General features: G+C 44.6%; 25 protein-coding genes. 14 read left to right on the top strand and 11 right to left on the bottom strand.

The window, feature by feature from the left end; translation table 11 throughout:
* Positions 1–7 precede the first annotated feature (7 nt).
* From AC1DP6_RS10800 to AC1DP6_RS10790, 3 genes are read right to left on the bottom strand one after another with little or no spacing between them, the layout of a single operon-like run.
* Positions 8–952 (bottom strand): UDP-glucuronic acid decarboxylase family protein, encoded by a 945-nt coding sequence (locus AC1DP6_RS10800; RefSeq protein ID WP_477021384.1) that lies wholly within the window; start codon positions 950–952, stop codon positions 8–10.
* A gap of 17 nt (positions 953–969) precedes the next feature.
* Positions 970–2,283: a UDP-glucose dehydrogenase family protein gene (locus AC1DP6_RS10795; protein ID WP_477021385.1), complete on the bottom strand. Its 1,314-nt coding sequence runs from the start codon at positions 2,281–2,283 to the stop codon at positions 970–972.
* Positions 2,280–3,419: a DegT/DnrJ/EryC1/StrS family aminotransferase gene (locus tag AC1DP6_RS10790; protein ID WP_477054799.1), complete on the bottom strand. Its 1,140-nt coding sequence runs from the start codon at positions 3,417–3,419 to the stop codon at positions 2,280–2,282. The genes AC1DP6_RS10795 and AC1DP6_RS10790 overlap by 4 nt, the downstream gene beginning before the upstream one ends.
* A 109-nt stretch (positions 3,420–3,528) precedes the next feature.
* Here AC1DP6_RS10790 and AC1DP6_RS10785 point away from each other — a divergent pair, with 109 nt between their 5' ends.
* Positions 3,529–4,785, top strand: a complete 1,257-nt coding sequence (locus AC1DP6_RS10785) for a 3-deoxy-D-manno-octulosonic acid transferase (protein WP_477054798.1) — start codon at positions 3,529–3,531, stop codon at positions 4,783–4,785.
* On the opposite strand, the gene AC1DP6_RS10780 is transcribed toward AC1DP6_RS10785, so the two are convergent.
* The gene (locus AC1DP6_RS10780) at positions 4,755–5,888 is read right to left on the bottom strand and encodes a hypothetical protein (protein WP_477054797.1); all 1,134 of its coding nucleotides are present in this window, start codon (positions 5,886–5,888) and stop codon (positions 4,755–4,757) included. The two genes, AC1DP6_RS10785 and AC1DP6_RS10780, sit on opposite strands and share 31 nt — an antisense overlap.
* 89 nt (positions 5,889–5,977) lie before the next feature.
* Between AC1DP6_RS10780 and AC1DP6_RS10775 the strand changes: the two genes are divergently transcribed.
* Positions 5,978–6,550, top strand: a complete 573-nt coding sequence (locus AC1DP6_RS10775; protein ID WP_441572719.1) for a thymidine kinase — start codon at positions 5,978–5,980, stop codon at positions 6,548–6,550.
* Between the two features lie 74 nt (positions 6,551–6,624).
* Here AC1DP6_RS10775 and AC1DP6_RS10770 read toward each other — a convergent pair whose 3' ends face one another.
* Positions 6,625–7,113, bottom strand: coding sequence for a GtrA family protein (locus tag AC1DP6_RS10770; protein ID WP_477054796.1), 489 nt, complete (start codon positions 7,111–7,113; stop codon positions 6,625–6,627).
* A 74-nt stretch (positions 7,114–7,187) separates the two neighbouring features.
* Complete coding sequence (gene accC, locus AC1DP6_RS10765; RefSeq protein WP_477054795.1) at positions 7,188–8,678, bottom strand: acetyl-CoA carboxylase biotin carboxylase subunit; 1,491 nt, start codon at positions 8,676–8,678, stop codon at positions 7,188–7,190.
* A 165-nt stretch (positions 8,679–8,843) separates the two neighbouring features.
* On the opposite strand from accC, the gene AC1DP6_RS10760 reads away from it, so the two are divergent.
* The 4 genes from AC1DP6_RS10760 to AC1DP6_RS10745 all read left to right on the top strand — a co-directional run bounded on the left by AC1DP6_RS10760 (position 8,844) and on the right by AC1DP6_RS10745 (position 12,013).
* On the top strand, positions 8,844–9,512 hold the full coding sequence (locus AC1DP6_RS10760) for a heme exporter protein CcmB (RefSeq protein WP_133808500.1): 669 nt from the start codon (positions 8,844–8,846) through the stop codon (positions 9,510–9,512).
* 145 nt (positions 9,513–9,657) lie between these two features.
* On the top strand, positions 9,658–10,320 hold the full coding sequence (gene ccsA / locus AC1DP6_RS10755; RefSeq protein WP_477054794.1) for a cytochrome c biogenesis protein CcsA: 663 nt from the start codon (positions 9,658–9,660) through the stop codon (positions 10,318–10,320).
* A complete protein-coding gene (locus AC1DP6_RS10750; RefSeq protein ID WP_441572714.1) occupies positions 10,317–10,559 on the top strand; it encodes a CcmD family protein in 243 nt (80 codons plus the stop codon). The genes ccsA and AC1DP6_RS10750 overlap by 4 nt, the downstream gene beginning before the upstream one ends.
* A 35-nt stretch (positions 10,560–10,594) precedes the next feature.
* Positions 10,595–12,013: a Glu/Leu/Phe/Val family dehydrogenase gene (locus AC1DP6_RS10745; protein WP_441572713.1), complete on the top strand. Its 1,419-nt coding sequence runs from the start codon at positions 10,595–10,597 to the stop codon at positions 12,011–12,013.
* Positions 12,014–12,096: 83 nt separating this feature from the next.
* Here the strand turns inward: AC1DP6_RS10745 and AC1DP6_RS10740 are convergent, their stop codons facing one another.
* Positions 12,097–12,540 carry a type I restriction enzyme HsdR N-terminal domain-containing protein gene (locus AC1DP6_RS10740; protein WP_477021392.1) on the bottom strand — a complete coding sequence of 148 codons (444 nt, stop codon included), beginning with the start codon at positions 12,538–12,540 and terminating at the stop codon, positions 12,097–12,099.
* 94 nt (positions 12,541–12,634) lie between these two features.
* Here AC1DP6_RS10740 and AC1DP6_RS10735 point away from each other — a divergent pair, with 94 nt between their 5' ends.
* The 4 genes from AC1DP6_RS10735 to AC1DP6_RS10720 all read left to right on the top strand — a co-directional run bounded on the left by AC1DP6_RS10735 (position 12,635) and on the right by AC1DP6_RS10720 (position 17,078).
* Positions 12,635–13,405, top strand: a complete 771-nt coding sequence (locus tag AC1DP6_RS10735; protein ID WP_477054793.1) for an AMP nucleosidase — start codon at positions 12,635–12,637, stop codon at positions 13,403–13,405.
* Between the two features lie 20 nt (positions 13,406–13,425).
* Positions 13,426–15,174 (top strand): ABC transporter ATP-binding protein, encoded by a 1,749-nt coding sequence (locus tag AC1DP6_RS10730; RefSeq protein ID WP_477054792.1) that lies wholly within the window; start codon positions 13,426–13,428, stop codon positions 15,172–15,174.
* Between the two features lie 98 nt (positions 15,175–15,272).
* Positions 15,273–16,322, top strand: coding sequence for a tRNA preQ1(34) S-adenosylmethionine ribosyltransferase-isomerase QueA (gene queA / locus AC1DP6_RS10725; protein WP_441572709.1), 1,050 nt, complete (start codon positions 15,273–15,275; stop codon positions 16,320–16,322).
* Positions 16,323–16,400: 78 nt separating this feature from the next.
* Positions 16,401–17,078 (top strand): 2-C-methyl-D-erythritol 4-phosphate cytidylyltransferase, encoded by a 678-nt coding sequence (locus AC1DP6_RS10720; protein WP_477054791.1) that lies wholly within the window; start codon positions 16,401–16,403, stop codon positions 17,076–17,078.
* 81 nt (positions 17,079–17,159) lie between these two features.
* Here the strand turns inward: AC1DP6_RS10720 and AC1DP6_RS10715 are convergent, their stop codons facing one another.
* The 3 genes from AC1DP6_RS10715 to radC are packed head-to-tail and all read right to left on the bottom strand — an operon-like array spanning position 17,160 to position 19,286.
* A complete protein-coding gene (locus AC1DP6_RS10715; RefSeq protein WP_477054790.1) occupies positions 17,160–17,489 on the bottom strand; it encodes a lipoprotein in 330 nt (109 codons plus the stop codon).
* A gap of 56 nt (positions 17,490–17,545) precedes the next feature.
* A complete protein-coding gene (locus tag AC1DP6_RS10710) occupies positions 17,546–18,532 on the bottom strand; it encodes a Gfo/Idh/MocA family protein (RefSeq protein WP_477054789.1) in 987 nt (328 codons plus the stop codon).
* Between the two features lie 46 nt (positions 18,533–18,578).
* Complete coding sequence (gene radC / locus AC1DP6_RS10705) at positions 18,579–19,286, bottom strand: RadC family protein (RefSeq protein ID WP_477054788.1); 708 nt, start codon at positions 19,284–19,286, stop codon at positions 18,579–18,581.
* A 277-nt stretch (positions 19,287–19,563) separates the two neighbouring features.
* Here radC and AC1DP6_RS10700 point away from each other — a divergent pair, with 277 nt between their 5' ends.
* From AC1DP6_RS10700 to AC1DP6_RS10685, 4 genes are all read left to right on the top strand, one after another.
* On the top strand, positions 19,564–20,535 hold the full coding sequence (locus AC1DP6_RS10700) for a ribose-phosphate pyrophosphokinase (protein WP_477054787.1): 972 nt from the start codon (positions 19,564–19,566) through the stop codon (positions 20,533–20,535).
* Between the two features lie 34 nt (positions 20,536–20,569).
* A complete protein-coding gene (locus tag AC1DP6_RS10695; RefSeq protein ID WP_477054786.1) occupies positions 20,570–21,160 on the top strand; it encodes a 50S ribosomal protein L25 in 591 nt (196 codons plus the stop codon).
* 195 nt (positions 21,161–21,355) lie between these two features.
* The gene (gene pth / locus AC1DP6_RS10690; protein WP_477054785.1) at positions 21,356–21,931 is read left to right on the top strand and encodes an aminoacyl-tRNA hydrolase; all 576 of its coding nucleotides are present in this window, start codon (positions 21,356–21,358) and stop codon (positions 21,929–21,931) included.
* A gap of 58 nt (positions 21,932–21,989) precedes the next feature.
* Positions 21,990–22,601 carry a fumarylacetoacetate hydrolase family protein gene (locus AC1DP6_RS10685; RefSeq protein WP_331959262.1) on the top strand — a complete coding sequence of 204 codons (612 nt, stop codon included), beginning with the start codon at positions 21,990–21,992 and terminating at the stop codon, positions 22,599–22,601.
* 565 nt (positions 22,602–23,166) lie between these two features.
* Here the strand turns inward: AC1DP6_RS10685 and AC1DP6_RS10680 are convergent.
* Positions 23,167–23,601 (bottom strand): MarR family winged helix-turn-helix transcriptional regulator, encoded by a 435-nt coding sequence (locus AC1DP6_RS10680; RefSeq protein ID WP_477054784.1) that lies wholly within the window; start codon positions 23,599–23,601, stop codon positions 23,167–23,169.
* Between the last annotated feature and the right edge of the window lie 41 nt (positions 23,602–23,642).

Raw genomic sequence — 23,642 nt, 5'->3', positions numbered from 1 at the left:
ATTTAGTTTATTTTAATAACGCCTCTTTAAAGTACTCGTAGGTAATCTTTAAACCTTCCTGTCTGCCCACCTTAGGCTCCCATCCCAGGAGGGTACGAGCTTTGGTAATATCCGGCTGACGTTGTTTAGGATCATCTTTTGGTAACGGATGATAAACGATTTTCTGTTTAGATCCGGTTAATGCAATAATTTCTTCTGCAAATTGATTCAGCGTAATCTCCTGTGGATTACCAATATTTACCGGCAGGTGATAATCGCTCAATAATAAGCGGTAAATACCTTCTACCAGGTCATCTACATAACAGAAAGAACGGGTTTGACTGCCATCGCCAAATACAGTAAGATCCTGACCATTTAAGGCCTGACTCATGAATGCCGGTAAAGCACGACCATCGTTGAGTCGCATACGTGGACCATAAGTATTGAAGATACGTATGATACGGGTGTCTACGCCATGGAAGTTATGATAAGCCATGGTAATAGACTCCAGGAATCTTTTAGCTTCATCATATACTCCTCTTGGACCTACCGGGTTTACATTGCCCCAGTATTCTTCCGGTTGAGGATGTACATTAGGATCACCATATACTTCTGAAGTAGAGGCAACGAGGATACGTGCTTTTTTTTCCTTTGCTAATCCCAACAGGTTATGTGTACCCAGTGAACCAACTTTCAGTGTTTGAATAGGCATCTTCAGGTAGTCTATAGGACTGGCTGGTGATGCAAAGTTCAATATGTAATCCAGTTTCCCCGGAACATGTACAAATTTGGTGACATCGTGATGGTAATATTCGAAATCCGGCAAAGGGAAAAGATGCTCGATGTTTTTGATATTACCCGTGAGGAGGTTATCCATGCCTATTACATGGAAACCTTCTTTTATAAAACGATCGCAAAGGTGGGAGCCGAGAAATCCGGCGGCGCCAGCAATGAGAATTCTTTTCTTTTCCATATGTCTGGTATAAGTTGTTAAATAGTAGCAGGTATACGTCCTACACTTTCGTAGTGGTATCCCAATTCTCTCATACGCGTTACTTCGAAAAGATTTCTGCCATCAAAAATAGCTTTGTTCTTCAGGCTGGCGGAAATTTTATTAAAATCCGGAGTTCTGAATACGCTCCATTCTGTAGCAATAATCAAGGCGTCTGCATTTTCCAGGCAGGTATACTGATGTTCTGCATAAGTAATTTTATCGCCTACGACCTGTTTCACATTATTCATCGCTTCCGGATCAAAAACGGTTACAGTAGCACCTTCTGCCAGCAAAGCATCAATGATGTATAAGGATGGGGCTTCCCTGATATCATCGGTATTAGGTTTGAAAGCAAGTCCCCACAACGCAAAGTGTTTTCCTTTAATATCGTTGTTAAAGAAAGCCTTTATTTTAGGCAACAGAAAGAGTTTTTGTTTCTCGTTTACATCCATTACGGCATTCAGTATTTTAAACTCATACTGTGCATCTTCAGATGATTTTACCAATGCCTGTACATCTTTAGGGAAGCAGCTACCGCCATAGCCTATGCCAGGAAACAAAAAGCGTTTGCCGATACGATCATCACTACCTATGCCTCTGCGAACCATGTCTACATCAGCACCGAGTTTCTCGCACAGCACCGCTATTTCATTCATAAAGGAAATCTTGGTGGCCAGGAAAGAGTTAGCTGCATACTTGGTCAGTTCTGCAGATTTTTCATCCATGAACAATATCGGATTTCCCTGCCTTACGAAGGGGGCATACAATTCTCCCATCACTTTACGTGCTCTTTCAGAAGTGGTACCAATGACTACTCTGTCGGGCTTCATGAAATCATCTACAGCTACGCCTTCGCGTAAAAATTCGGGGTTGGAAACCACATCAAATGGGGTTGTACAGTTTTCGGCGATTGCCGCTGCTACTTTTTCTGCCGTGCCAACCGGTACTGTACTTTTGTCAACTATTACTTTGTAGTCAGTCATAATCTTACCTAAATGCGTTGCTACATTCAGCACAAAGGAAAGATCTGCTGCGCCATCTGCTCCCGGGGGAGTTGGTAATGCGAGGAAAATCACTTCTGCATCTTTAATACCTTCTTCCAGGCTGGTAGTAAAAAACAAACGTTCTTCCTTGAGGTTACGTTCAAATAATTTTTCCAGCCCTGGCTCGTAAATGGTAATCTGACCCGCAGATAGCTTTTTTACTTTGTTGGCATCAATGTCTACGCAGGTGACATCATTTCCTGTTTCGGCAAAACAGGTGCCGGTTACGAGACCTACGTAACCGGTACCTACTACTGTAATCTTCATGTGGGGGAATTGTTTAAAAATGATTTAACGGACTGGATAATGTGTTCCAGTTGATCGGCATCCATTTCAGTGTGTATCGGCAAGGAAATCACCTTGGTGGTGAGATTATCGGTTACTGGGAGGTCAAATGAAGCGCCGCCGAAATGTTCAAACATCTTTTGGCGGTGGCCCGGAACAGGATAGTAGATCATAGCAGGTACTCCCTTTGTTGAAAGGTATTGCTGCAGTTCATTCCTATCGGCTCCGTTTAATTGCAGGGTGTATTGATGAAATACGTGATAGCTGTATGGGGCGCGGTAAGGCGTTGTGATTTGTGGTACATCGGCAAAAGCAGCATCATAGGCATCTGCTACTGCACGACGTGCCCTGATATATTCATCCAGTAGTGGCAGTTTAATATTTAATACGGCTGCCTGCACAGAATCCAGGCGGGAGTTGCAACCTACTACATCGTGGTAGTAGCGGGCAGACTGGCCGTGGTTGGCTACCATCCGGAGCTTGGCTGCCAGTTCATCATCATTGGTGAAGATAGCGCCACCATCTCCGTAGCAACCCAGGTTTTTGGAAGGAAAGAAAGACGTACAGCCAATATGCCCAATCGCACCGGCTTTCTTTTTGGTACCGTCTTTAAAAGTATAATCAGCACCTATCGCCTGGGCATTGTCTTCAATTACATACAAGTTGTGCCTGGCTGCCAGCGCCATCAGCGGTTCCATATCCGTTACATGACCATACAAATGTACAGGCACAATTGCTTTGGTTTTGGGCGTAATCGCTTTTTCTATAGCAGTAATATCCAAACAATATGTTTGTGGGTCTACATCCACAAAAACAGGTTTCAGATGCAGCAGCGCAATTACTTCTGCAGTAGCAATAAAGGTAAAAGAAGGGGTGATTACTTCATCGCCGGGTTGCAGTCCAAGTGCCATCATGGCAATTTGAAGCGCATCAGTTCCATTGGCGCAGGGAATCACATGTTTAACACCCAGGTACGTTTCTAATTCTCCGGCAAATTTCTGCACTGCACCGCCGTTAATAAAAGCGGAGCTTTCCAAAACTTCTTCGATGGCTGCATCTACCTGGGATTTAATCTTCGTATACTGGCGTTTCAAGTCCACCATCTGAATAGGAACCATATGATCGTATATTTTTATTTTGTTTAAAGTGTGCAAATTTACAAATTTTGGGATTGGCTGGGGATTATCTTTGCATTCAGCTGAAAATTAAGTAAAAGTACGCAGGCGAATGATAGCAACAGGGATTTATAATGCAGGGCTCCAATTATACAAGGCAGGGGTGCACCTGGCCGCTATGGCAGGTAAAAAGAAAGCGCAGCGGTGGCTCAATGGCCGCGAACACTGGCAATCCCGCATGCGCCAGGCTGGTGTAGGCGCCCAACCCGTGGTATGGATTCATGCCGCTTCCCTTGGGGAATTTGAGCAGGGAAGACCCGTTTTGGAAGCCATCCGGGCTGCCTGGCCCTCCTATAAAATTTTGTTAACTTTTTTTTCACCCTCCGGCTACGAAGTCCGGAAAGACTATAAAGGGGCCGATTTTGTGTATTATCTCCCCCTCGATACCAAAAGTAATGCCCGTGAGTTTTTGGATATTGTACAGCCTGCATTGGCCATCTTCATCAAATATGAATTCTGGTACCATTACCTCACAGCGCTGTATACACGCCATATTCCTACCCTGCTCGTATCCGGCATCTTCCGGAAAGACCAGGTGTTTTTCAAAGGATACGGAGGCATGTTCCGTCAGCTTCTGCAACAACTGACGCATATTTTTGTACAAAATGGCATGTCCCTGCAACTGTTGCAAAGCATAGGTCTACACAACAGCAGCATCAGCGGAGATACCCGTTTTGACCGGGTATTTGCCCTCTTATCCGAACAAACAGCTATCCCGGCCATCGCCTCATTTGCTGTCGGCAACAGCCTGCTGGTGGCAGGAAGCACCTGGCCGGAAGATGAAAAAATGCTGAATGAGTGGTGGAAAGAAAAGGAAGCAACGGGTATAAAGCTGGTCATAGCTCCCCATGAAATTCATGATAGCCATATTGCCGCTATCATTCAGCTGTTTCCGGAGGCCATTAAATATTCAGAATGGCAGTCTGGTGCTACTGCCAACGTAATGATTATCGATAACATTGGTATGCTTACCACCTTATACCGCTATGCTACCATCGCCTATGTAGGTGGCGGTTTGGCCAAAGGCGGCATCCATAATATACTGGAACCGGCGGTATACAGTAAGCCCGTGTTGATAGGCCCGGAGTTTGAAAAATATTTTGAAGCAGTAGAGCTGGTCGCTGTGGGTGGGGCAGTGGTGGTGAACCATTCCAGGGATCTGCAGGCAGCCGTGGAATTATGGCTCCGCGACAAAGAAGCCTATGCTAAAACCGCCGCCATCGCAGGAGATTACGTGGCGGCCAATACCGGGGCCACGCAAAAAGTATTACATTATATTCAGGAAAACCGCTTTTTAAGCAAGGAATAGAAGTGTTGTACCAGGTGATGGTCATCTTCCCAGCCCTGTATAATCTTTATTTCGCGTTGTATCCAGTAATCTGCTTCCTGCAGGTTACCACATTCGTTAATAGTTTTAATCGAACGCTCATAAAGGTCCTTGTCACCCCGGAAAAGCTCCTGGATGAACTGGTACTTGTCGTTGATGCCGATAGCTGCCCGGAGGTCATTAATGGGCAGTTCTCCCAGCTTCTGGGCTACTTCCACCTGCTGTTGACGCAGACGGTCGTTTAAGGATAGTCCGTTATTGCCTGCCAGCTCGTTCAGATCTTTTCTGAGTTCGCCGGTATTAACAGCAGAATGGCCATTTCCATTACCATTAGTTGGTACATCGTCGAAAAGAGTGGCTGGTCTTGGCTTTTCTGTTACCGGTTGATTTGCGGCCAGCGTAGGTATTGGCTGTGCTGTCACCACCGGTTCCGGCTTGGGAGGTACCAGATCTGCGGCAGGCGGTACTTCTGCGGCTGCCGGGAGAACGGGTTCCGGTGTAGCCGGCCTGGTAGCGCTGGCTGCCGGTGCTGATACTACCGGAGGTACCGGTTGAACGACTACTGGTTCAGGCACTCCGGGCAATGTTTGGCTGGCGGAAGCATTAGTAAAAGATTCCTGCGCTTTCGCTGCCCGGGTATTTATATCTTCTGAGGCGGTAATATTATTAAACGTAGGGTTTGTATTTAACCTGGCTGCACGGGTGTTGATGTCTTCTGCTTCTGGCTGCACTGCTGCCGGTACGGGTGTTTCCGGGATATTGTTTGCTGGTTTAACGGGTACTTCCGGAGCCACTTGCGGTGGTTTCACTTCTATCGGTGCCGGTACTTCCGGCTGTTTATTTGATGGTAATGTTGTAGTTTGCGCCGCAGTAGCTGACGGCATATTTTCGGCCATCGCAGATTGTGATGGCATAATGACCGCGATATTACTCTGGGAAGATTGCACCCGCTGCTGATGTTGCTTGTTGCGTGCATGCAGCACTTCTGCCTGTAGCAATTGCGCATAATACGAAAGTGCCGAAAGGTCCGCGCCGGAATTTTTTAATTCCTGTAGTTTCTCAATTAATGCATTAATTTTTTCCATGCCTTAATTGTTAACGGGTTAGTGATAGAAATATTTTATTTTCATAAAATTAGAATATTTTAATTAATTAATAATCAAATTAGTATAATATGTTTATTGAACCTTCTCTTGCAGGAGGACGGAGGGGCTGGATTGAAGTAATTTGCGGCTCTATGTTTTCGGGAAAAACCGAGGAACTGATCCGCCGGCTGAAACGGGTACGCATCGCCAATTTAAAAGTGGAGATATTTAAACCCGCAGTAGATACCCGTTATGATGAAGGTAGCATTACGTCTCATGATGAAAATAAAATCATTTCCACCCCAATAGAAAATTCCCAGCAAATATTACTGCTGGCGCAGGATGTAGATGTGGTGGGCATTGATGAAGCACAGTTTTTTGATGATGAGTTGCCGAATGTATGCGACCAGCTGGCATTGCGTGGAATACGTGTAATCATTGCAGGGCTGGACATGGATTTTACAGGCAAACCTTTTGGGCAAATGCCTTTCCTGCTGGCCAAAGCAGACTATATCACCAAGCTGCATGCTATCTGTGTTAAGTGTGGACATATTGCCAATTATTCTTATCGTAAATCTGCTTCGAAAGAAACCCTGTTACTGGGAGAGAAGGATTTGTACGAGCCAAGATGCAGGCATTGCTATTACGAGAACGTTCCCTGATACTTGAAGATATAAAAGCGAAAAACCCGTCTGGTAGTATACCAGACGGGTTTTTCGCTTTTATATCTTATCTGTTAAAGTTGTTGCTGCTTTACTTTAAACGTAAATTTCTTTTGTGTCAGGTAGCTGAAAACAACGACCAGCGCAGTTGTACATATTTTTCCTACAGTAGGATAAAAATGAAACTGCTCTACAAATATTTTCATTAACACATAATTCAGCACAATGCAGATGCCCACCAGCACAAAGTAACGGAACAACTGTACCCGTCCGCGTAAGTTGGACTCTGAAAATACCACATATTTACTTAACAGGAAGCCGGTAGGGAAGGTAACCGCCATTGACATGAACAGGGCGGCAATATGGGGCCCCATGTCAAAAAGGCCAAAATGCACGATTTGCTGGCGCAGTATGAAATTGTAACACACAAAATACAGGAGAATATCCAGCGCGGTATTACCTCCGCCACACGCCAGGTAGCGGAAGGTTTGCCAGGGCATCACCTTCGAAAAGGGCTGGTAAAAGAACTTAAGAATCTGTAAAATGGTGTTGCGTAACATCATAAAAATTGGCGCAAAGTTATACGTTTTCCTCTTTTTAGGAAATACTTTAACGAAAGTTAACAACTGTTATAGCTTTATCTTAACATATTCCGTTTTTTCCATGCTGAAACGGACGGGATATTGCTGATAGCTGCTTCCTGTAAATTTATATTGTTTTGCTGCCATACGTACGCAGCCAGTATGGCTGCGAGTTTATTTACGTCGGCTGATTCCGTTTGTAACGACTGTGGGGTGAAGTATTTACTGATAAAGTTAGTATCAAAGTTTCCTGTGATGAAGGCAGGTTGCTGTAAGGCCCAGTGTCCAAAGGGTAAGGTGGTTTTGATACCTTTTACCTGGTATTCTTCGATGGCCCGCATCAGGCGGAGCCTGGCTTCTTCACGGTCACTGCCCCAGGCAATGAGCTTGGCAATCATCGGATCATAGTAAATAGGAATATCCATGCCTTGTTCATATCCATCGTCTACCCGCACACCATAGCCCTGCGGACGGATATAGGTTTCCAGTTTGCCGGTATCAGGTAAGAAGTTGTTGGAAGGATCTTCTGCGCAAATACGTAATTCTATGGCGTGGCCATTGATTTTAAGGCTCTCCTGGGTAAAGGAGAGTGCTTCGCCTCTGGCTATTTTGATTTGTTCTTTTACGAGGTCCAGTCCGGTGATCAACTCCGTTACCGGGTGTTCTACCTGCAGGCGGGTATTCATTTCCAGGAAATAGAAGTTCAGCTGCTCATCCACCAGGAATTCTACGGTGCCGGCGCCATAGTAATTACAGGCCTTGGCTACATCTACCGCACATTGTCCCATGGCCGCCCGGATGGCGGGGGTAAGACAGGAAGAGGGGGCTTCCTCTATCAGCTTCTGGTGCCGGCGCTGTATGGAACACTCTCTTTCAAATAAATAAACACAGTTGCCATGGCGGTCGCCCAGCACCTGTATTTCTATATGCCGTGGAGAACCCACATATTTTTCTATAAATACGGCGTCATCGCCAAAAGCATTCAGGGCTTCACTTTTAGCCATCCTGATCTGCTCTTCCAGTTCTTCGGGGTTGTTGACCACCCGCATCCCTTTACCACCACCACCGGCAGAGGCTTTGATGAGAATAGGAAATCCTGTTTTCTGCACTACTTCCCGGGCTTCTTCCACACTACGTAGAGGCGTTTCCGTTCCCGGCACCATGGGCACGCCGAATTTCTGTGCCGCCTGTTTCGCTGCCAGCTTACTGCCCATCACCTCAATAGAGGCCGCAGAAGGACCTATGAAAGTAATCCCTGCATCGGTGACCTGCTGGGCAAAACGGGCATTTTCGCTTAAAAAGCCATACCCCGGATGTATGCCGTCGGCGCCTTTTTCTTTGGCTACTGCAATGATCTTTTCGCCCAGCAAATAGGATTGATTGGAAGGTGCAGGGCCTATACAAACGGCTTCATCTGCATATTGTACGAACGGCATGGTACGATCTGCTTCGGAATAAACCGCTACAGTTTTTATTCCCATCTCACGTGCAGAACGCATAATGCGTAAGGCTATTTCCCCCCGATTGGCAACCAGAATTTTGTTCATCAGCGATTAGCTTTTAACAATGAACCGGATCTTTTTAATGCCGGTTACTTTTTTAACGAGGGGCTAATATACTTAAAAATGACTAACGACTGAAAGCGAATGACTAATGGCACGTCATACAATGGTGGGACAATATTGTCCTATTAGTTATCTTTGCGCCTGATCATGAAAAAAAGCCATCCTGTCCATCAGACGCTCACCCTTGTAAAAAAGGATCTTACGCTGGAATTACGCCAGCAATATGCTTTTTACGGGGTATTGCTCTATATCGTATCCACCGTTTTTGTTATCAACCTGATGATGGGGCGGCCGGAAGATAAGGTATGGAATGCCCTTTTCTGGGTAATACAGTTGTTTGTGGCGGTGAATGCCGTTGCCAAAAGCTTTATGCAGGAAAGCCGGGGGCGCCTCCTGTATTTCTACTCCCTGGTGAACCCGCGTGTGTTTATTGCGGCCAAACTGATCTACAACGTAATATTAATGACCCTGATGAGCCTTATAGCATTGATTTGCAGTATCGCTTTCCTGGGCAATCCCATTATCAATCCGCTCTATTTTATAGGAATGGTGCTGCTGGGGGGCGTTAGCCTATCGCTGTTATTCACCATGCTGGCGGCTATTGCAGCCCAGGCTAACCACAATGCGGCCCTCATGGCCGTAATGGGCTTCCCGCTCATTATGCCGGTGCTGATGCTGCTGGCCAATATCTCTTTATCGGCATTTGTCACCGTATTTCAGCCGGAACTGCCAAAAATGTTCCTGTTGCTGGGAGGAATGGATATCCTCGTAATTGCCCTGACAATGATACTTTTCCCGTTCCTGTGGAAAGACTGATATTAGAAATATCAAACAAAAAGCGCACTTCTGTAAAGGATATTTAACAGGGATTTACTGCTGTTGGATAAACTTAAAATCCCCGAAAATCTTTGTGATTAGGTTTAAAACGTGTAGGTTTGCCCCCGAATATAGCTGTTAAAAAATGGCCAGACATTGGTGGAAAGCATTAGCGATACTGCTTCTTATATATGTAATTATCGCTGGGTTCACTGTTAAAATACCTATAATAGGAACCAATGGACAATCATCCCGCGGATTGTTCTTTCACGTACCGATGTGGATATGTATGTATACCATGTTCACCATATCGATCATCAACTCCCTGCTTTATCTGTCGAAATATGATTTAAAGAAAGATGTGATTGCCGCCAGCGCTGCGGGAGTAGGCACCTTCTTTGGCGTATTGGGATTTGCTACGGGAACACTTTGGGCCACTTATACCTGGGGCGGTACGCTCACGGATGACCCCAAACAGATGTGTACGGCCATCGCCATACTGATTTATATGGCTTACCTGGTTTTGCGCCTGTCTATCCATGATCTGGACAAACGGGCACGCATATCCGCAGTTTTTAACGTGTTTGCTTTTGCGTTATTAATACCACTCACTTATATTATTCCCCGCATGGTAGATTCCCTGCATCCGGGAAGCGCTTCCACACCGGGTTTTGCCTCAAAAGACACCTCCGGCTCCATGAAAATGGTGTTGTATCCTGCCTTTATCGGATGGACCTTACTGAGTGTCTGGATATTTTCACTGGTGGTACGTTACAAGAAATTACAGCTTAAAAATATTTTTAAATGATCAACAAAGCGTTTTCATTTTGCCTGACCCTGGCCTTGCTATTCATTACAGTGCTGGCAAATGCACAACAGCAGAATACAGAGAAAGGACCAGTCAACGAATTCTTCCGTAGCAATGACAAGATATATGTGATTGTAGGCGTTTTAGTGATCATCTTCTTAGGAATTGTATTATTTCTTATCAGGTTGGACAGAAAGATTGGTAAACTGGAAGAAAGAGAAAAGAATAATCCGTTATAGCATAAAATCTAATCGTTATACCAAAACAATAATTTATGTCGCAAGATCAGCATTATAGCTTCTTCCAGAGTGTGGAAAAAAGCTTCGACAAAGCAGCTGCGTTCACCAAATGGGACAAGGGTATCCTGGAGCAGATCAAAGCCTGCAACGCCGTTTACCAGATTAAATTCCCGGTGAGAATAGGCGATTCTGTACAGGTAATTGAAGCTTACCGCGTACAACATTCCCATCATAAACTCCCTTGTAAGGGTGGTATCCGCTTCAGTGAAGAAGTAAACCAGGATGAAGTAATGGCGCTGGCGTCTCTGATGACCTACAAATGTGCCATTGTGAATGTGCCGTTCGGTGGTGCCAAAGGTGGTTTGAAGATCAATCCCCGCAACTATACTCCTTTCCAGCTGGAAGCGATTACCCGTCGTTACACTGCGGAGCTGGTGAAGAAAAACTTTATCGGCCCGGGTACAGATGTTCCTGCTCCTGATTATGGAACCGGCGAAAGAGAAATGAGCTGGATCCTGGATACGTACATGAGCTTACGTCCGGGTGAAATTGACGGTTATGGTTGCGTTACCGGTAAACCTATTTCTCAGGGTGGTGTACGTGGTCGTACAGAAGCTACTGGTTTGGGTGTATTCTATGGTTTGCGCGAACTGTGCAATATCAAGGAAGATATGGACCGTTTGGGTCTGACTACCGGTATCGAAGGTAAGAGAGTAATTGTACAGGGTATGGGTAATGTGGGTTACCACGCTGCCAAATACTTCCATGAAGCAGGTGCTAAAGTAATTTGCCTGATCGAGTGGGATGGTGCTATCTATAACGAACAGGGGCTGAATCCTGACGAAGTACTGATGCACAAAAAAGCGACTGGTTCTATCGTGAACTTCCCGGGTGCTTCCAATCTGAATAAAAATACAGACGGTCTGGAACTGGATTGCGAAATCCTGATCCCTGCTGCACTGGAAAATGTAATTCATAAGCACAACGCACCTAACGTTAAGGCTAAAATCATCGGAGAAGCTGCCAATGGTCCGTTAACACCGGAAGCAGATGAAATCCTGAATAAGAAAGGCGTAATCGTTGTTCCGGATATGTTCCTGAATGCCGGTGGCGTAACCGTTTCTTATTTCGAGTGGTTGAAAAACCTGAGCCACGTGCGTTATGGCCGTTTAGGTAAACGTTTCGATGAGAATATGAACATTCATATCCTGCAAACCATCGAAGACCTGACTGGTAAAAAAGTGTCCGATAACGAAAGGAAATTCATTGCACACGGTGCGGATGAAGTGGATCTGGTATACTCCGGTCTGGAAGAAACCATGCACGCTGCACTTCACGAAGTACGTGATGTAATGATGGCTAACCCGCAAATCCATGATATGCGTACAGCCGCTTACGTAGTAGCGATTAATAAAGTAGGTGCTGCTTACGAGCAACTGGGTATTTTCCCTTGATGCACGGCGATAGATAATTTTTGCAGAAGCCTCCGCCTCCGGCGGGGGCTTTTTTATGCAGATGGGGTTTAAACGTCCCAGCCTCAGGTAAAGGCCGGCAACGCATGTAAGAACCGCCACTTTCCTTCGTTGGCTACATAGTTGCCGCAAAAAGTATTGGTACCATTCGTAATTACCAGGTAGGTGGCTGGTATCACCATATTGTAGCGGATCACCTGTTGCATGGTTTGTTCTGTGAGTGGTACATTCATTTCTTTACATTCTACCAGCATCCAGGGTTGCATAGCACGATTGTAGATCACGATATCATACCGCTTCTTCATCTCCCCCAAAAATATTTCCTTTTCAATACCTATCAGGGAAGCGGGGTATTGTAACACCTGAACCAGGTAGTTCAGGAAATTTTGTCTCACCCATTCTTCTGGAGTCAGTACCACATATTTTTTACGATAGCGGTCAAAGATCAGCTCTTTACTGCCTTCTCTGGTAATTTTAAAATCCGGTGGTGGGAAGCTGATAGCGATCAAGTTGCAATTGATTTTAATACTGTTGCGAAGATAGTTACATTAGGATAATATTGCCGTTAGCGAACAAAACCTTATATTTGCTTGTCAAAAGGCTATGAAGACAAAAGAAGAAATTGTAGCTAATTGGCTGCCCCGCTACACGGGTGAGAAACTGGAGCACTTCGGCTCCCATATCCTCCTCACCAATTTCAGTAATTATGTGACCATGTTTGCCGAATGGAACAACGTAGAAATCGTTGGCCACGGTAGACCTATGCAATGCGCCACTGCCGGCGATATTACCATTATTAACTTTGGTATGGGAAGTCCGGGAGCGGCTACCGTCATGGACCTGCTCTCTGCCATCACGCCCAAAGCCGTATTATTTCTCGGTAAATGCGGCGGACTTAAAAAGAAAAACAACATAGGCGATCTGATACTTCCTATTGCGGCTATTCGCGGAGAAGGTACCAGCAATGATTATTTTCCGCCGGAAGTGCCTGCGCTGCCTGCGTTTGCGCTGCAAAAAGCGATTTCCACCACTATCCGCGACTCCGGTCACGATTATTGGACTGGCACCTGTTATACCACCAACCGTCGCGTGTGGGAACATGATGCAGAATTCAAAGTGTACCTGGAAAAAATCAGGGCGATGGCGGTAGATATGGAAACAGCCACTATTTTTTCTGTGGGTTTCTATAACAAAATTCCAACCGGTGCATTGTTGCTGGTATCCGATCAGCCAATGGTTCCGGAAGGCGTGAAAACAGAAGAAAGCGATAAGAAAGTAACCACCAAATTTGTAGAGCGTCACCTGAAAGTAGGCGTTGATTCTTTACAGAAGCTGATTGAAAGTCACCAGACAGTAAGACATCTGCGTTTTTAGAATTGTTGTATCTTCCGGGTATGCTTTCCACGCGGGTAGAGATACAGGACCTGGAAGTTACTTTCCAGGCCGGCCAAACAAGAACAACAGCTGTTAATCAGATTTCCCTTTCCATAGGCAAGGGTGAAATTGTGGGCGTAGTAGGAGAATCCGGCTCGGGTAAATCCGTTACCGCCCTCTCGCTCATGCGGCTGATAGATTTGCCAGGCACCATCTCCGGTGGAAAGATCCTATACCAGGCAACAACCGATACAGCAGTAAACCTGCTACAGTTGCCCGATGCCGATATGCGCAGCTATCGGGGCAACGAAATAGCCATGATATTTCAGGAACCCATGACCGCACTCAATCCACTGCATACCTGTGGGGAGCAGGTGGCAGAGGTAATCCGTTTACATCAGCGCAGTACACGTAAAGTAGCGAGGGAACAGGTGATAGCCCTGTTTGAAAAAGTGAAATTACCTGATCCGGCCGGCATCATGGATCGTTATCCACATGAACTCTCCGGCGGACAAAAACAACGGGTGATGATTGCGATGGCCATTTCCTGCCATCCCCGGCTGTTGATAGCCGATGAACCTACCACGGCATTGGACGTTACTGTTCAGAAAGCGATCCTGGAATTGCTCCGGGAGTTGCAGCAGCAAATGGATATGAGCGTTATTTTCATTACACATGACCTGGGCGTGGTAGCAGAAATTGCCAGCAGGGTAGTGGTGATGTACAAAGGAAATATTGTGGAAGAAGGAAATGTCAGGGACGTATTTCTGCATCCGAAACATCCGTATACCAAGGGATTGCTGGCTTGTCGCCCTCCGCTGGATAAGCGTTTGGTAAGACTACCCGTTATCCGTGATTTTATGGAAACAGACTCACAGGGACAGATATACGAAAAGGCCGGGGCCATACAGGAGCTGGTGCATTCACTGGTGGTTCCGGAAGCTGCTTTGCGGCAACGGGAACAGCAGCTGGCTGCAGCCGCACCTTTGCTGGAAGTAACCGGTCTTAAAACCTGGTTTCCTGTTAAAAGAAGTATTACCGGCAAAGTATTACAGTGGGCAAAAGCAGTAGATGATGTGAGCTTTACTGTAAGAACAGGCGAAACCCTGGGCCTGGTGGGCGAATCCGGTTGTGGCAAAACTACACTCGGCAGATCTTTATTAAGATTGATAGAACCAACAGCAGGCAGTATTATTTATAAGGGACAGGACGTGCGGAGTTTATCAGCCGGTGATATGCGGGCGCTGCGCAAGGATATGCAGCTTATCTTCCAGGATCCTTATGCCTCGTTGAATCCCCGGCAAACTATTGGTGCCGCTATCCTGGAACCTATGCAGGTACATGGATTATATGGTGATGCCCGCAGGCAAAAAGAAAAAGTACTGGAGTTACTGGAGAAGGTAAACCTTCCCGCTGATCATTATAACCGTTATCCGCACGAGTTTTCAGGTGGACAGCGGCAGCGGATTGTGATAGCGCGAGCATTGGCGGTGGAGCCATCGTTTATTATCTGTGATGAATCTGTAGCTGCACTGGATGTGAGTATCCAGGCACAGGTACTGAATTTGCTGATCCGCTTGAGAGAGGAGCTGGGCTTCACCTGCATTTTTATTTCGCATGACCTTTCCGTAGTGCGGTTTATCAGTGACCGGATGATGGTGATGCAGCGGGGCAGGATCGTAGAAACCGGGGCGGCAGATGCCGTTTACAACCATCCCGGAAACGCTTACACACAACAACTGATTGCAGCGATTCCTAAAGGAATATAATATATAATTATTTGATTATTATGATTTTCATATCATTTTTTGATGATATAGATAATAATCGGTAGCTTTGCACCTCTAAAATTCATTCATACCGTAATATGAAACTATCACAGTTCAAATTCGATCTTCCTTTAAATCTGATCGCCCAGCACCCTACCAAGACAAGAGATGAATCACGCTTAATGGTGGTACATCGTAATACCGGCAAAATTGAACACAAAGTATTCAAGGACATCCTCGGTTATTTCAATGACAAGGACGTAATGATCGTGAACAATACCAAGGTATTTCCTGCAAGGTTATATGGCCGTAAAGAGAAAACAGGAGCAAAAATTGAAGTATTTCTGCTGCGTGAGCTGAACAAGCAAAACCGTTTGTGGGATGTAATTGTTGACCCGGCGCGTAAAATCCGTGTGGGTAACAAATTGTATTTTGGCGATGACGAGACATTGGTGGCAGAGGTAATTGATAACACTACTTCAAGAGGCCGTACTATTCGTTTCTTATTTGAAGGCAATGACGAGGAATTCAAACAGGTGTTAGATCAGCTGGGAGAAACTCCGTTGCCTAAGTATATTAAACGTAAGCCGGAAGATGAAGATAAGGAGCGTTATCAGACTGTGTATGCCAAGTATGAAGGCGCTGTAGCTGCACCTACTGCAGGTTTGCACTTCAGCCGTGAGTTGATCAAGCGTTTGGAAATCAAAGGTGTTAAGTTTGCAGAAGTAACGCTGCACACAGGTTTAGGTACTTTCCGCCCGATTGAGGTAGAAGATCTGAGCAAACACAAAATGGATGCGGAGTATTTTCACATTGAAGATCACGCGGTGAAAGTGGTGAACAAAGCAAAAGAAGAAAACCGCAAGATCTGCGCTATTGGTACTACCTCTGTACGTGCTGTAGAATCTTCTGTAACTGCGCAGAACCACCTGAAAGCAGCTGAAGGATGGACTAACACGTTCATTCATCCGCCGTACGAATTTGCTATTCCAAATGCGTTGGTAACTAACTTCCACCTGCCTAAGACCAGTTTGTTGATTATGACCTGTGCATTTGCAGGATATGATCTGATCATGGAAGCTTATCARCAGGCGATTAAAGAAAAATATCGTTTCTTCAGCTATGGCGATGCCATGCTGATCGTTTAAAAAATTACGAATTACGAATTATGAATTTCAAATTACACACCCGTAATTTGAAGTTTGTAATTCGTAATTCTTTTTTATATGGAATATAAAAAAGTAGCCATCATCGTTGCCGGAGGTTCCGGTACCCGGATGCAGAGCGCTGTTCCAAAACAGTTCCTGGACCTGTCAGGAAAACCTGTATTATACCACACTATAGCTGCTTTCGCCACCGCTTTCCCGGATATGGAAATTGTGCTGGTACTACCGGAAGCCCATTTCACTTTTGCCAATCATTTATTGCTGGCTTTTGATCAGTTACCAACTATTACCATTGTAAAAGGTGGAGAAACACGTTTTCATTCTGTGAAAAACGGTTTACAGCAAGTGACGGAGCCATCTGTGGTGTTTATACATGATGGGGTTCGGCCGTTGGTATCCACTACGTTGATCCGTGCCTGTTATGAAGCTGCACTCAGCCATGGCAGTGCTATTCCTGTAATTGATATGAAAGATAGTATCCGGGAGATAACAGCCGGCGCTAATGCTGCTGTGGACCGCGATCGTTTCAAAATTATTCAAACTCCGCAAACTTTTCTCTCTGAACTGATTCTACCTGCTTTTGAACTGCCTTATGATCCGTTATTTACGGATGAAGCTACGGTAGTGGAGCGACTGGGACATCCCGTGTACCTGCTGGCAGGAGAGGAGTCTAATATCAAAATTACCAAACCGCTGGACCTTACTATTGCTGAGGCGTTGCTGAAGGAAAGAGAGTAAGCAATATTTTTCGGTACATCCGTAAATGCTGTGAAAGGACAGCGTATATACATTGTCGTTATCCCCCCGGGAAATTAAATTTTAATCCTTTCTAAAGCCTGCTGTTGCTGCTTTTGCAGTATCAGCAAAGTACACTTCTGCCGTAATCAGCCGATTGGTAATGGTATCGCATTTGGTATAATCAGCGGCGCCGGAAAATATTTGTCCCTGAATGGTGATCATTTTAAAGAAGATTTTTTGTTTGGAAAACCAGGCAGCTACTGTGTCGCTGCTGGTGGTCAGCGCTTTGCCCCAGGGATCGTTGCAAAGTGTTTCCTTGTACCACATGTAGGTGGTAACAGGAGGCGGAGGGTCCTTGAAACAGGAAGTAAGGATCAAAGCCGCCGTCAGCACTAATAGTATTCGTTTCATAAGTGTTTGGTTGCTTTCTGAAAACGGGCAGGCGGCGGCTTTTGTTACAATCGGAGTTATTTTGCGGCGGCTGTTTCGGACAGACCCTTATTTATTTTCGCTAAAATCTGATGCGCTACATCCATTGCCTGGAGGCCATCAATCGCATTCACGACTACTGGTTTGTTTTGCAGGATGCTGTCACGGAACATTTCGAGTTCCATACGGATGGCGTTGGATTGTTTGATTTCCGGATTATCGATCGCGATGGTTTTTTTGCCGTTGTTGGTTTCGATGTCCAGGGTAAATAATCCTTCGTCTTCCGGAGTTTTCAGTTTGATGATCTCTGCTTTTTTATCCAGGAAGTCAATGCCGATGTAGGCGTCTTTCTGGAAGAGGCGCATTTTGCGCATTTTCTTCAGGGAGATGCGGCTGGAGGTGAGATTGGCAACACAACCATTATGGAACTCGATGCGTACGTTGGCAATATCCGGGGTGTCGCTCATTACGGCTACGCCACTGGCGGAAATGCGACTTACGGTAGATTTCACGATACTCAGTATAATATCGATATCATGGATCATCAGATCCAGGATCACGCTTACATCGGTGCCACGGGGATTGAATTCTGCCAGGCGATGTACTTCAATGAACATGGGTTTAAGATCATATCCCTTGAGCGCCAGGAAGGCAGGGTTGAAGCGTTCCACATGTCCTACCTGAAATTTGATATTCGCTTCATCCACCAGTTTTACCAGTGTTTTGGCTTCATCCATGGTGTTGGTCATGGGTTTTTCCACGAATATGTGTTTGCCGTTCCGGATAGCCTGTTCACATAATTTGAAGTGCAGGGTGGTAGGTGCCACAATGTCTATGGCATCTACGATCTGTATCAGTTCTTCCGCCACGGTAAAGCGCGGAATATTATATTGCTCGGAGATGCTGGTTGCGTTTGCATTGTTTGGATCATAGAAGCCTACAACTTCTACGTCTTTCATGGTGGCCAGTTGAGAGAGGTGTATTTTACCTAAATGTCCTACGCCGAAGAGTCCTATTTTGAGCATATGGAAAATGAATAAATATGTGCGAAAGTAAACAAATATCATCATCTCAGATCATCCCTTCTTCTACGAGGCTGCAATAGCCTGTTTCGGAAACGATGATATGGTCCATTACGTCAATATCGAAGAGGAGGCCCACGTCTTTTATCTTGTGGGTAATGCGGATATCTGCCTGGCTGGGGCGCAAGCTGCCGGAGGGATGATTATGGCAGAGGAGTAATTTGGTGGCATTGGCATCGAGGGCTTCGCGGAAAATGATGCGGGGATCTACTACGGTGCTGGTCATGCCACCACTGCTCATGCAGCGATAACGGAGTACCTTATTGGCGTGATTTAGGAACATGACGTAGAAGGTTTCATGGCATTGGTCGGCCAGTAAAGGTTTGAAGAACAAGGCGGCATCGGAGCCGTTGTTGATCACGGTTTTTTTGTGAATGGAACCTGCCTGTCTTCTGCGGGCCAGTTCCATGGCGGCTAAAACCGTTACTGCTTTGGCATGGCCCATACCATGGAGCTGCTGTAGCTGTTTCACATTTATTTTCCCGAGTTCTGACAGGTTGTTGTGGGCCRGACGGAGGATTTCTGTGGCCAGTTCCAGGGCAGATTTATTTTTATGTCCTGTGTGTAGTAAAATGGCTAATAATTCTGCGTCACTGAGTGCGGCAGCGCCAATATTTACTAACTTTTCTCTGGGCTTTTCGTTTTCGGGCCATTGACGCATGGCCAGGTGGGGAGCTGGTTTAACGTTAACAAACATGACTTATTCCATTTACTCAAATATACGATCACTCTTCCGGAATTATGCGGCCACCCACCACATTTTTGTCCCATTTTCTCCCGGATCGTTATAAAATTGTTATATTGGGTATCGATCGTTATGGGAATTTTTCGGGACGATTTACCTTTTCGAATGATTTGATACAATGTAATTTATAGTTGTTTTAAAACAACTATATGATTTGTATTTCAAAAAAAATCAGGCTGGTACTCCCAAAAATCATAGTTTTGCAACCTCTTTTCCACTAGTATCTAGTATGCAACCTTCAGTAAAAATTTTCACAGGCAACAGCAATCCGGCATTGGCCGAGAAAATTGCCAAGAAATATGGCAAGGGTCTTAATGGCGGTCTTGGCAAAGTAAAAATTCAGAAATTCAGCGATGGCGAGATCCAGCCTGTATTCCTGGAGAGTATCCGTGGCGACTATGTTTTCCTGATTCAGGGCACCAGTGCGCCATCCGATAATCTCCTGGAACTGCTTCTGATGATCGATGCGGCCAAACGCGCTTCTGCCGGCTATATTACAGCAGTCATCCCTTATTTCGGCTACGCCCGCCAGGACAGAAAAGATAAGCCCCGTGTGGCTATCGGATCTAAACTGGTAGCAAATCTGCTTACTTCAGCAGGAGCTAACAGGGTGATAACCATGGATTTACATGCTCCGCAAATTCAAGGGTTCTTTGATATCCCGGTAGATCACCTGGATAGTTCCGCTATTTTTATTCCCTATATAGAGAATTTAAGGTTAGAAAATCTTACCTTTGCGTCCCCTGACGTAGGTAGCACTAATAGAGTGCGTGAGGTTGCGTCTTACTTTAATGCTGAGATGGTTATTTGCGACAAACATCGTAAACGTGCCAATGAAATAGCATCAATGGTAGTGATCGGGGATGTGAAAGACAGGGATATTGTGCTGATTGACGACATCTGTGATACTGCAGGAACACTTTCCAAAGCTGCTAACCTGTTAATGGAAAAAGGCGCCAGAAGTGTACGTGCATTTTGTACTCACCCGGTATTTAGCGGGAATGCGTACGAAAACATCCAGAACTCAGTACTGCAGGAGATAGTGGTATGTGATACCATTCCTATCAAACCGCAGGGGCCGGATTCCAAGATCAAGGTGATTTCAGTAGCAGAGCTTTTTGCGGTAGCTATCCGTAATATGCACGAAAACAAATCGATCACCAGTCTGTTTATTCACAGCCATCGCCGGGGAGATTCATAACGTATTTTAATCATCAATATAAATTGTCTAAACAATGAACACAATAACCATCGAAGGACAACTCAGGAGCGAATTCGGCAAAAAAGCCACCCGCCAGATCCGTTCTGAGGAAAAAGTGCCTTGCGTTATTTACGGGGGTGCAGAAACTGTTAATTTTTCAGCTCCTGCCAAAGCATTCAAAACACTGGTTTACACTGCAGCTTTCCAGATTGCAGAAATTAAACTGGGCGCTAAAACTTACAGATGCGTATTGAAAGATATGCAGTTTGACGTAGTTACTGACTCTCTCGCTCACATCGATTTCATGGAGCTGGTAGAAGACAAACAAGTAGCCGTTACTATTCCTATCAAACTGGTAGGTTCTTCTGTAGGTGTTAAAGCCGGTGGTAAACTGGTTAGCAAACTGAAAGCGCTGAAAGTGAAAGCTTTTCCTAAGAACCTGGTAGAGAATATCGAAGTAAACATCGATAACCTGGAACTGAACGAAAACATCCGCGTAGAAGACGTGAAAATTGAAGGTATTGAAGTTACCAACTCTCCACGTATTCCTATCGCTTCTGTGGTAATGACCCGTCAGCTGCGTCAGGAAGAAGCAACTGCTGAAAAAGACGCTAAAAAGAAATAATCTTTTAGAAATATTTTTTCAAAAAGCCTCTCTACTTTTAGAGGGGCTTTTTAATTTAGAATTACGAATTACAAATTACGAATTGCGGATTTGTGGGTAGATGGCTAACGGGAAGATATCCGCTATTTATCTTCTCATAAATCCGTAATTCGTAATTTGTAATTCGTAATTCTAACGTTGTAATTGATCTGAGAAATGAAATACTTAATTGCAGGATTAGGCAATATCGGAGACGAATACAAACATACCCGGCATAATATCGGGTTTGATGTGGCAGATGCCTTTGCTGCCAAACATAAAGCAGTTTTTAATAACGATCGCCTCGCAGATGTAGCTGAATGCAAATGGAAAGGCAAAACATTTATTGTTATAAAGCCTACCACTTACATGAATCTCAGTGGCAGAGCCATCAAATACTGGCTGGATAAAGAAAAGATCCCGGTTGAAAACCTGCTCGTGATCCTGGATGATCTGGCCCTTCCGCTGGATGTGATCAGACTCCGTCCCGGAGGCAGTGATGCCGGACACAATGGACTGAAAAGTATTCAGGAATCATTGGGCACTAATCAATATCCCCGCCTGCGTTTTGGAGTGGGTAACAATTATGCCAAAGGCAGACAAGTGGAGTTTGTACTCAGTAAATGGAAAAATACAGAGGAACCTGTTGTGCAGGAAAAGATTAATAAAAGCACGGAAATTATCGAGAATTTTGCCAGCATTGGTATTGCCCGTACTATGAATGAATGTAACAAACTGACTTTCCTGTTGTAACGTAAATTTGTATAGCTGATACCTATCTGTTTTTTTTATCTTTAAAAACAAACGCATTATGAAAATTATTTGCGTAGGCAGGAACTATGCCGACCATGCCAAAGAATTAAAGAATGAAGTGCCTACTGAACCAGTATTGTTCATGAAACCTAAGAATGCACTCCTTCAGAATGGCCATCCCTTCTATTATCCTGAATTTACCAGCAACCTGCATTACGAATGCGAACTGGTGCTGAGAGTGAGCAAGAATGGTAAACATATACAGGAAAAGTTTGCAGATAAATATTACGATCATATTTCCGTTGGTATTGACTTTACTGCCCGCGATCTGCAGGACAAGCAAAAAGCCAAAGGATTACCCTGGGAGATCGCCAAAGCTTTCGATAATTCTGCAGTAGTAGGGAACTTCATTCCAATTACCCCGGAAATGGATAAGAAGGATATTAATTTCGTTCTTTATAAAAATAAGGAACTGGCACAATCAGGTAATACCCAGGATCTGTTATTCTCTTTTGACTTCCTGGTAGCTTATATTTCCCGCTTTTTCACCCTGAATATCGGTGACCTGATCTTTACCGGTACACCTGCTGGTGTAGGCCCCACCGAAATAGGAGATGCTTTTGAAGCCTTTATTGAAAACGACAGCCTGCTGGAGTTTTCTGTGAAATAACTGTCTTTATTGCTATAAGCGATTACTGGATTTGACCTTTTTGATAAAAAATTAGCGGAGACTGGCAATGTATATCTTGCTGGTCTCCGCTAATTTTTATCCTGTAAAATTGAAAAAGCTCCAAAAAACGGAAAAAGCGATCAAATTTTGTGTCCTTTTGTATGAAAACCACGAATGAACCTATCCTGTTTGTCTACATATACCAGACCTTCGATAACGGTTTATCCTCTATGACTTCCATAGTCCTTATTTCCGCTTCTCTTACCTTAATCATCGGCTAACCGGGGTACGATCCCCGTATAAGTCAAATACACTATGATGCTTTTGTAAGAAATAAGAGAATAGTAAAGTTTTTTGTGAGATAGTGTATTGTAAAATATTTATTATCAGTTAGATAGTAGTTGTGAAATCATCGTATTCGGAGCTGAAAAAGATAAAAAGAGCCCAAAGACGGATGCTTTTTTCCATTTTCCTGATTTTCTACATCTGGAGTGTATGAAAATGATAAAATGAGATAAAAACGGAAAAAATGAGCAAATTTAAATTGGTTTCGGCTGGAAATCAGTTAAGGGATATTCGCATAGATGGTATCCAAAATCCTTGTTAGCTCGGCATAATCTGTTTCTGTCAGCGTTTTCCAGCCAATTTTCCGCATATCATATACCAGCGATTTGACGTCTTTATATTTATCCACACCTGCCGGGGTTAGTTGTAAATATACCTTACGCCGGTCGATCACGTCTGCTTCTCTTTTTACCAATCCTTTTTTGACCAGCAATTCAATAATGCGCGAAATGGTAGTAATATCCTTGGAGGTATTACGGGCCAGCTCGTTGTGGGTGGTTTTTTTATGTTTATATAAATTCTCTATCAGCAGCCATTGATCCACTGTAATGTCCTTCTGTTGGGCGTCGAACATTTTTTGCCAATAGTTGCGCAATTTTTTGAGCGTAGCATCCAACTTAAAAAAAGAGGGATTACTGACGAAAGTATCAGGCATATTATTTAATTTGCATTAGCAACTGTTGCTATGGCAACTAT

This window comes from Chitinophaga sp. 01L420 (assembly GCF_056399985.1).
The sequence above is the reverse complement of the archived record's forward strand: the minus strand, read 5'-3'. Positions and strand labels throughout refer to the sequence as shown.

Excerpts from the sequence above, each read along its gene's own strand:
- AC1DP6_RS10780 (WP_477054797.1), bottom strand. The coding sequence starts at position 5,888 with ATGGAAAAAATTAATGCATTAATTGAGAAACTACAGGAATTAAAAAAT.
- AC1DP6_RS10680 (WP_477054784.1), bottom strand. The coding sequence starts at position 23,601 with ATGCCTGATACTTTCGTCAGTAATCCCTCTTTTTTTAAGTTGGATGCT.
- AC1DP6_RS10795 (WP_477021385.1), bottom strand. The coding sequence starts at position 2,283 with ATGAAGATTACAGTAGTAGGTACCGGTTACGTAGGTCTCGTAACCGGC.
- AC1DP6_RS10800 (WP_477021384.1), bottom strand. The coding sequence starts at position 952 with ATGGAAAAGAAAAGAATTCTCATTGCTGGCGCCGCCGGATTTCTCGGC.
- AC1DP6_RS10775 (WP_441572719.1), top strand. The coding sequence starts at position 5,978 with ATGTTTATTGAACCTTCTCTTGCAGGAGGACGGAGGGGCTGGATTGAA.
- AC1DP6_RS10735 (WP_477054793.1), top strand. The coding sequence starts at position 12,635 with ATGAAGACAAAAGAAGAAATTGTAGCTAATTGGCTGCCCCGCTACACG.
- AC1DP6_RS10760 (WP_133808500.1), top strand. The coding sequence starts at position 8,844 with ATGAAAAAAAGCCATCCTGTCCATCAGACGCTCACCCTTGTAAAAAAG.
- AC1DP6_RS10700 (WP_477054787.1), top strand. The coding sequence starts at position 19,564 with ATGCAACCTTCAGTAAAAATTTTCACAGGCAACAGCAATCCGGCATTG.
- AC1DP6_RS10685 (WP_331959262.1), top strand. The coding sequence starts at position 21,990 with ATGAAAATTATTTGCGTAGGCAGGAACTATGCCGACCATGCCAAAGAA.
- AC1DP6_RS10750 (WP_441572714.1), top strand. The coding sequence starts at position 10,317 with ATGATCAACAAAGCGTTTTCATTTTGCCTGACCCTGGCCTTGCTATTC.
- AC1DP6_RS10695 (WP_477054786.1), top strand. The coding sequence starts at position 20,570 with ATGAACACAATAACCATCGAAGGACAACTCAGGAGCGAATTCGGCAAA.
- ccsA (WP_477054794.1), top strand. The coding sequence starts at position 9,658 with ATGGCCAGACATTGGTGGAAAGCATTAGCGATACTGCTTCTTATATAT.
- AC1DP6_RS10720 (WP_477054791.1), top strand. The coding sequence starts at position 16,401 with ATGGAATATAAAAAAGTAGCCATCATCGTTGCCGGAGGTTCCGGTACC.
- AC1DP6_RS10730 (WP_477054792.1), top strand. The coding sequence starts at position 13,426 with ATGCTTTCCACGCGGGTAGAGATACAGGACCTGGAAGTTACTTTCCAG.
- AC1DP6_RS10745 (WP_441572713.1), top strand. The coding sequence starts at position 10,595 with ATGTCGCAAGATCAGCATTATAGCTTCTTCCAGAGTGTGGAAAAAAGC.
- pth (WP_477054785.1), top strand. The coding sequence starts at position 21,356 with ATGAAATACTTAATTGCAGGATTAGGCAATATCGGAGACGAATACAAA.
- AC1DP6_RS10785 (WP_477054798.1), top strand. The coding sequence starts at position 3,529 with ATGATAGCAACAGGGATTTATAATGCAGGGCTCCAATTATACAAGGCA.
- AC1DP6_RS10710 (WP_477054789.1), bottom strand. The coding sequence starts at position 18,532 with ATGCTCAAAATAGGACTCTTCGGCGTAGGACATTTAGGTAAAATACAC.
- AC1DP6_RS10715 (WP_477054790.1), bottom strand. The coding sequence starts at position 17,489 with ATGAAACGAATACTATTAGTGCTGACGGCGGCTTTGATCCTTACTTCC.
- AC1DP6_RS10790 (WP_477054799.1), bottom strand. The coding sequence starts at position 3,419 with ATGGTTCCTATTCAGATGGTGGACTTGAAACGCCAGTATACGAAGATT.
- AC1DP6_RS10770 (WP_477054796.1), bottom strand. The coding sequence starts at position 7,113 with ATGATGTTACGCAACACCATTTTACAGATTCTTAAGTTCTTTTACCAG.
- accC (WP_477054795.1), bottom strand. The coding sequence starts at position 8,678 with ATGAACAAAATTCTGGTTGCCAATCGGGGGGAAATAGCCTTACGCATT.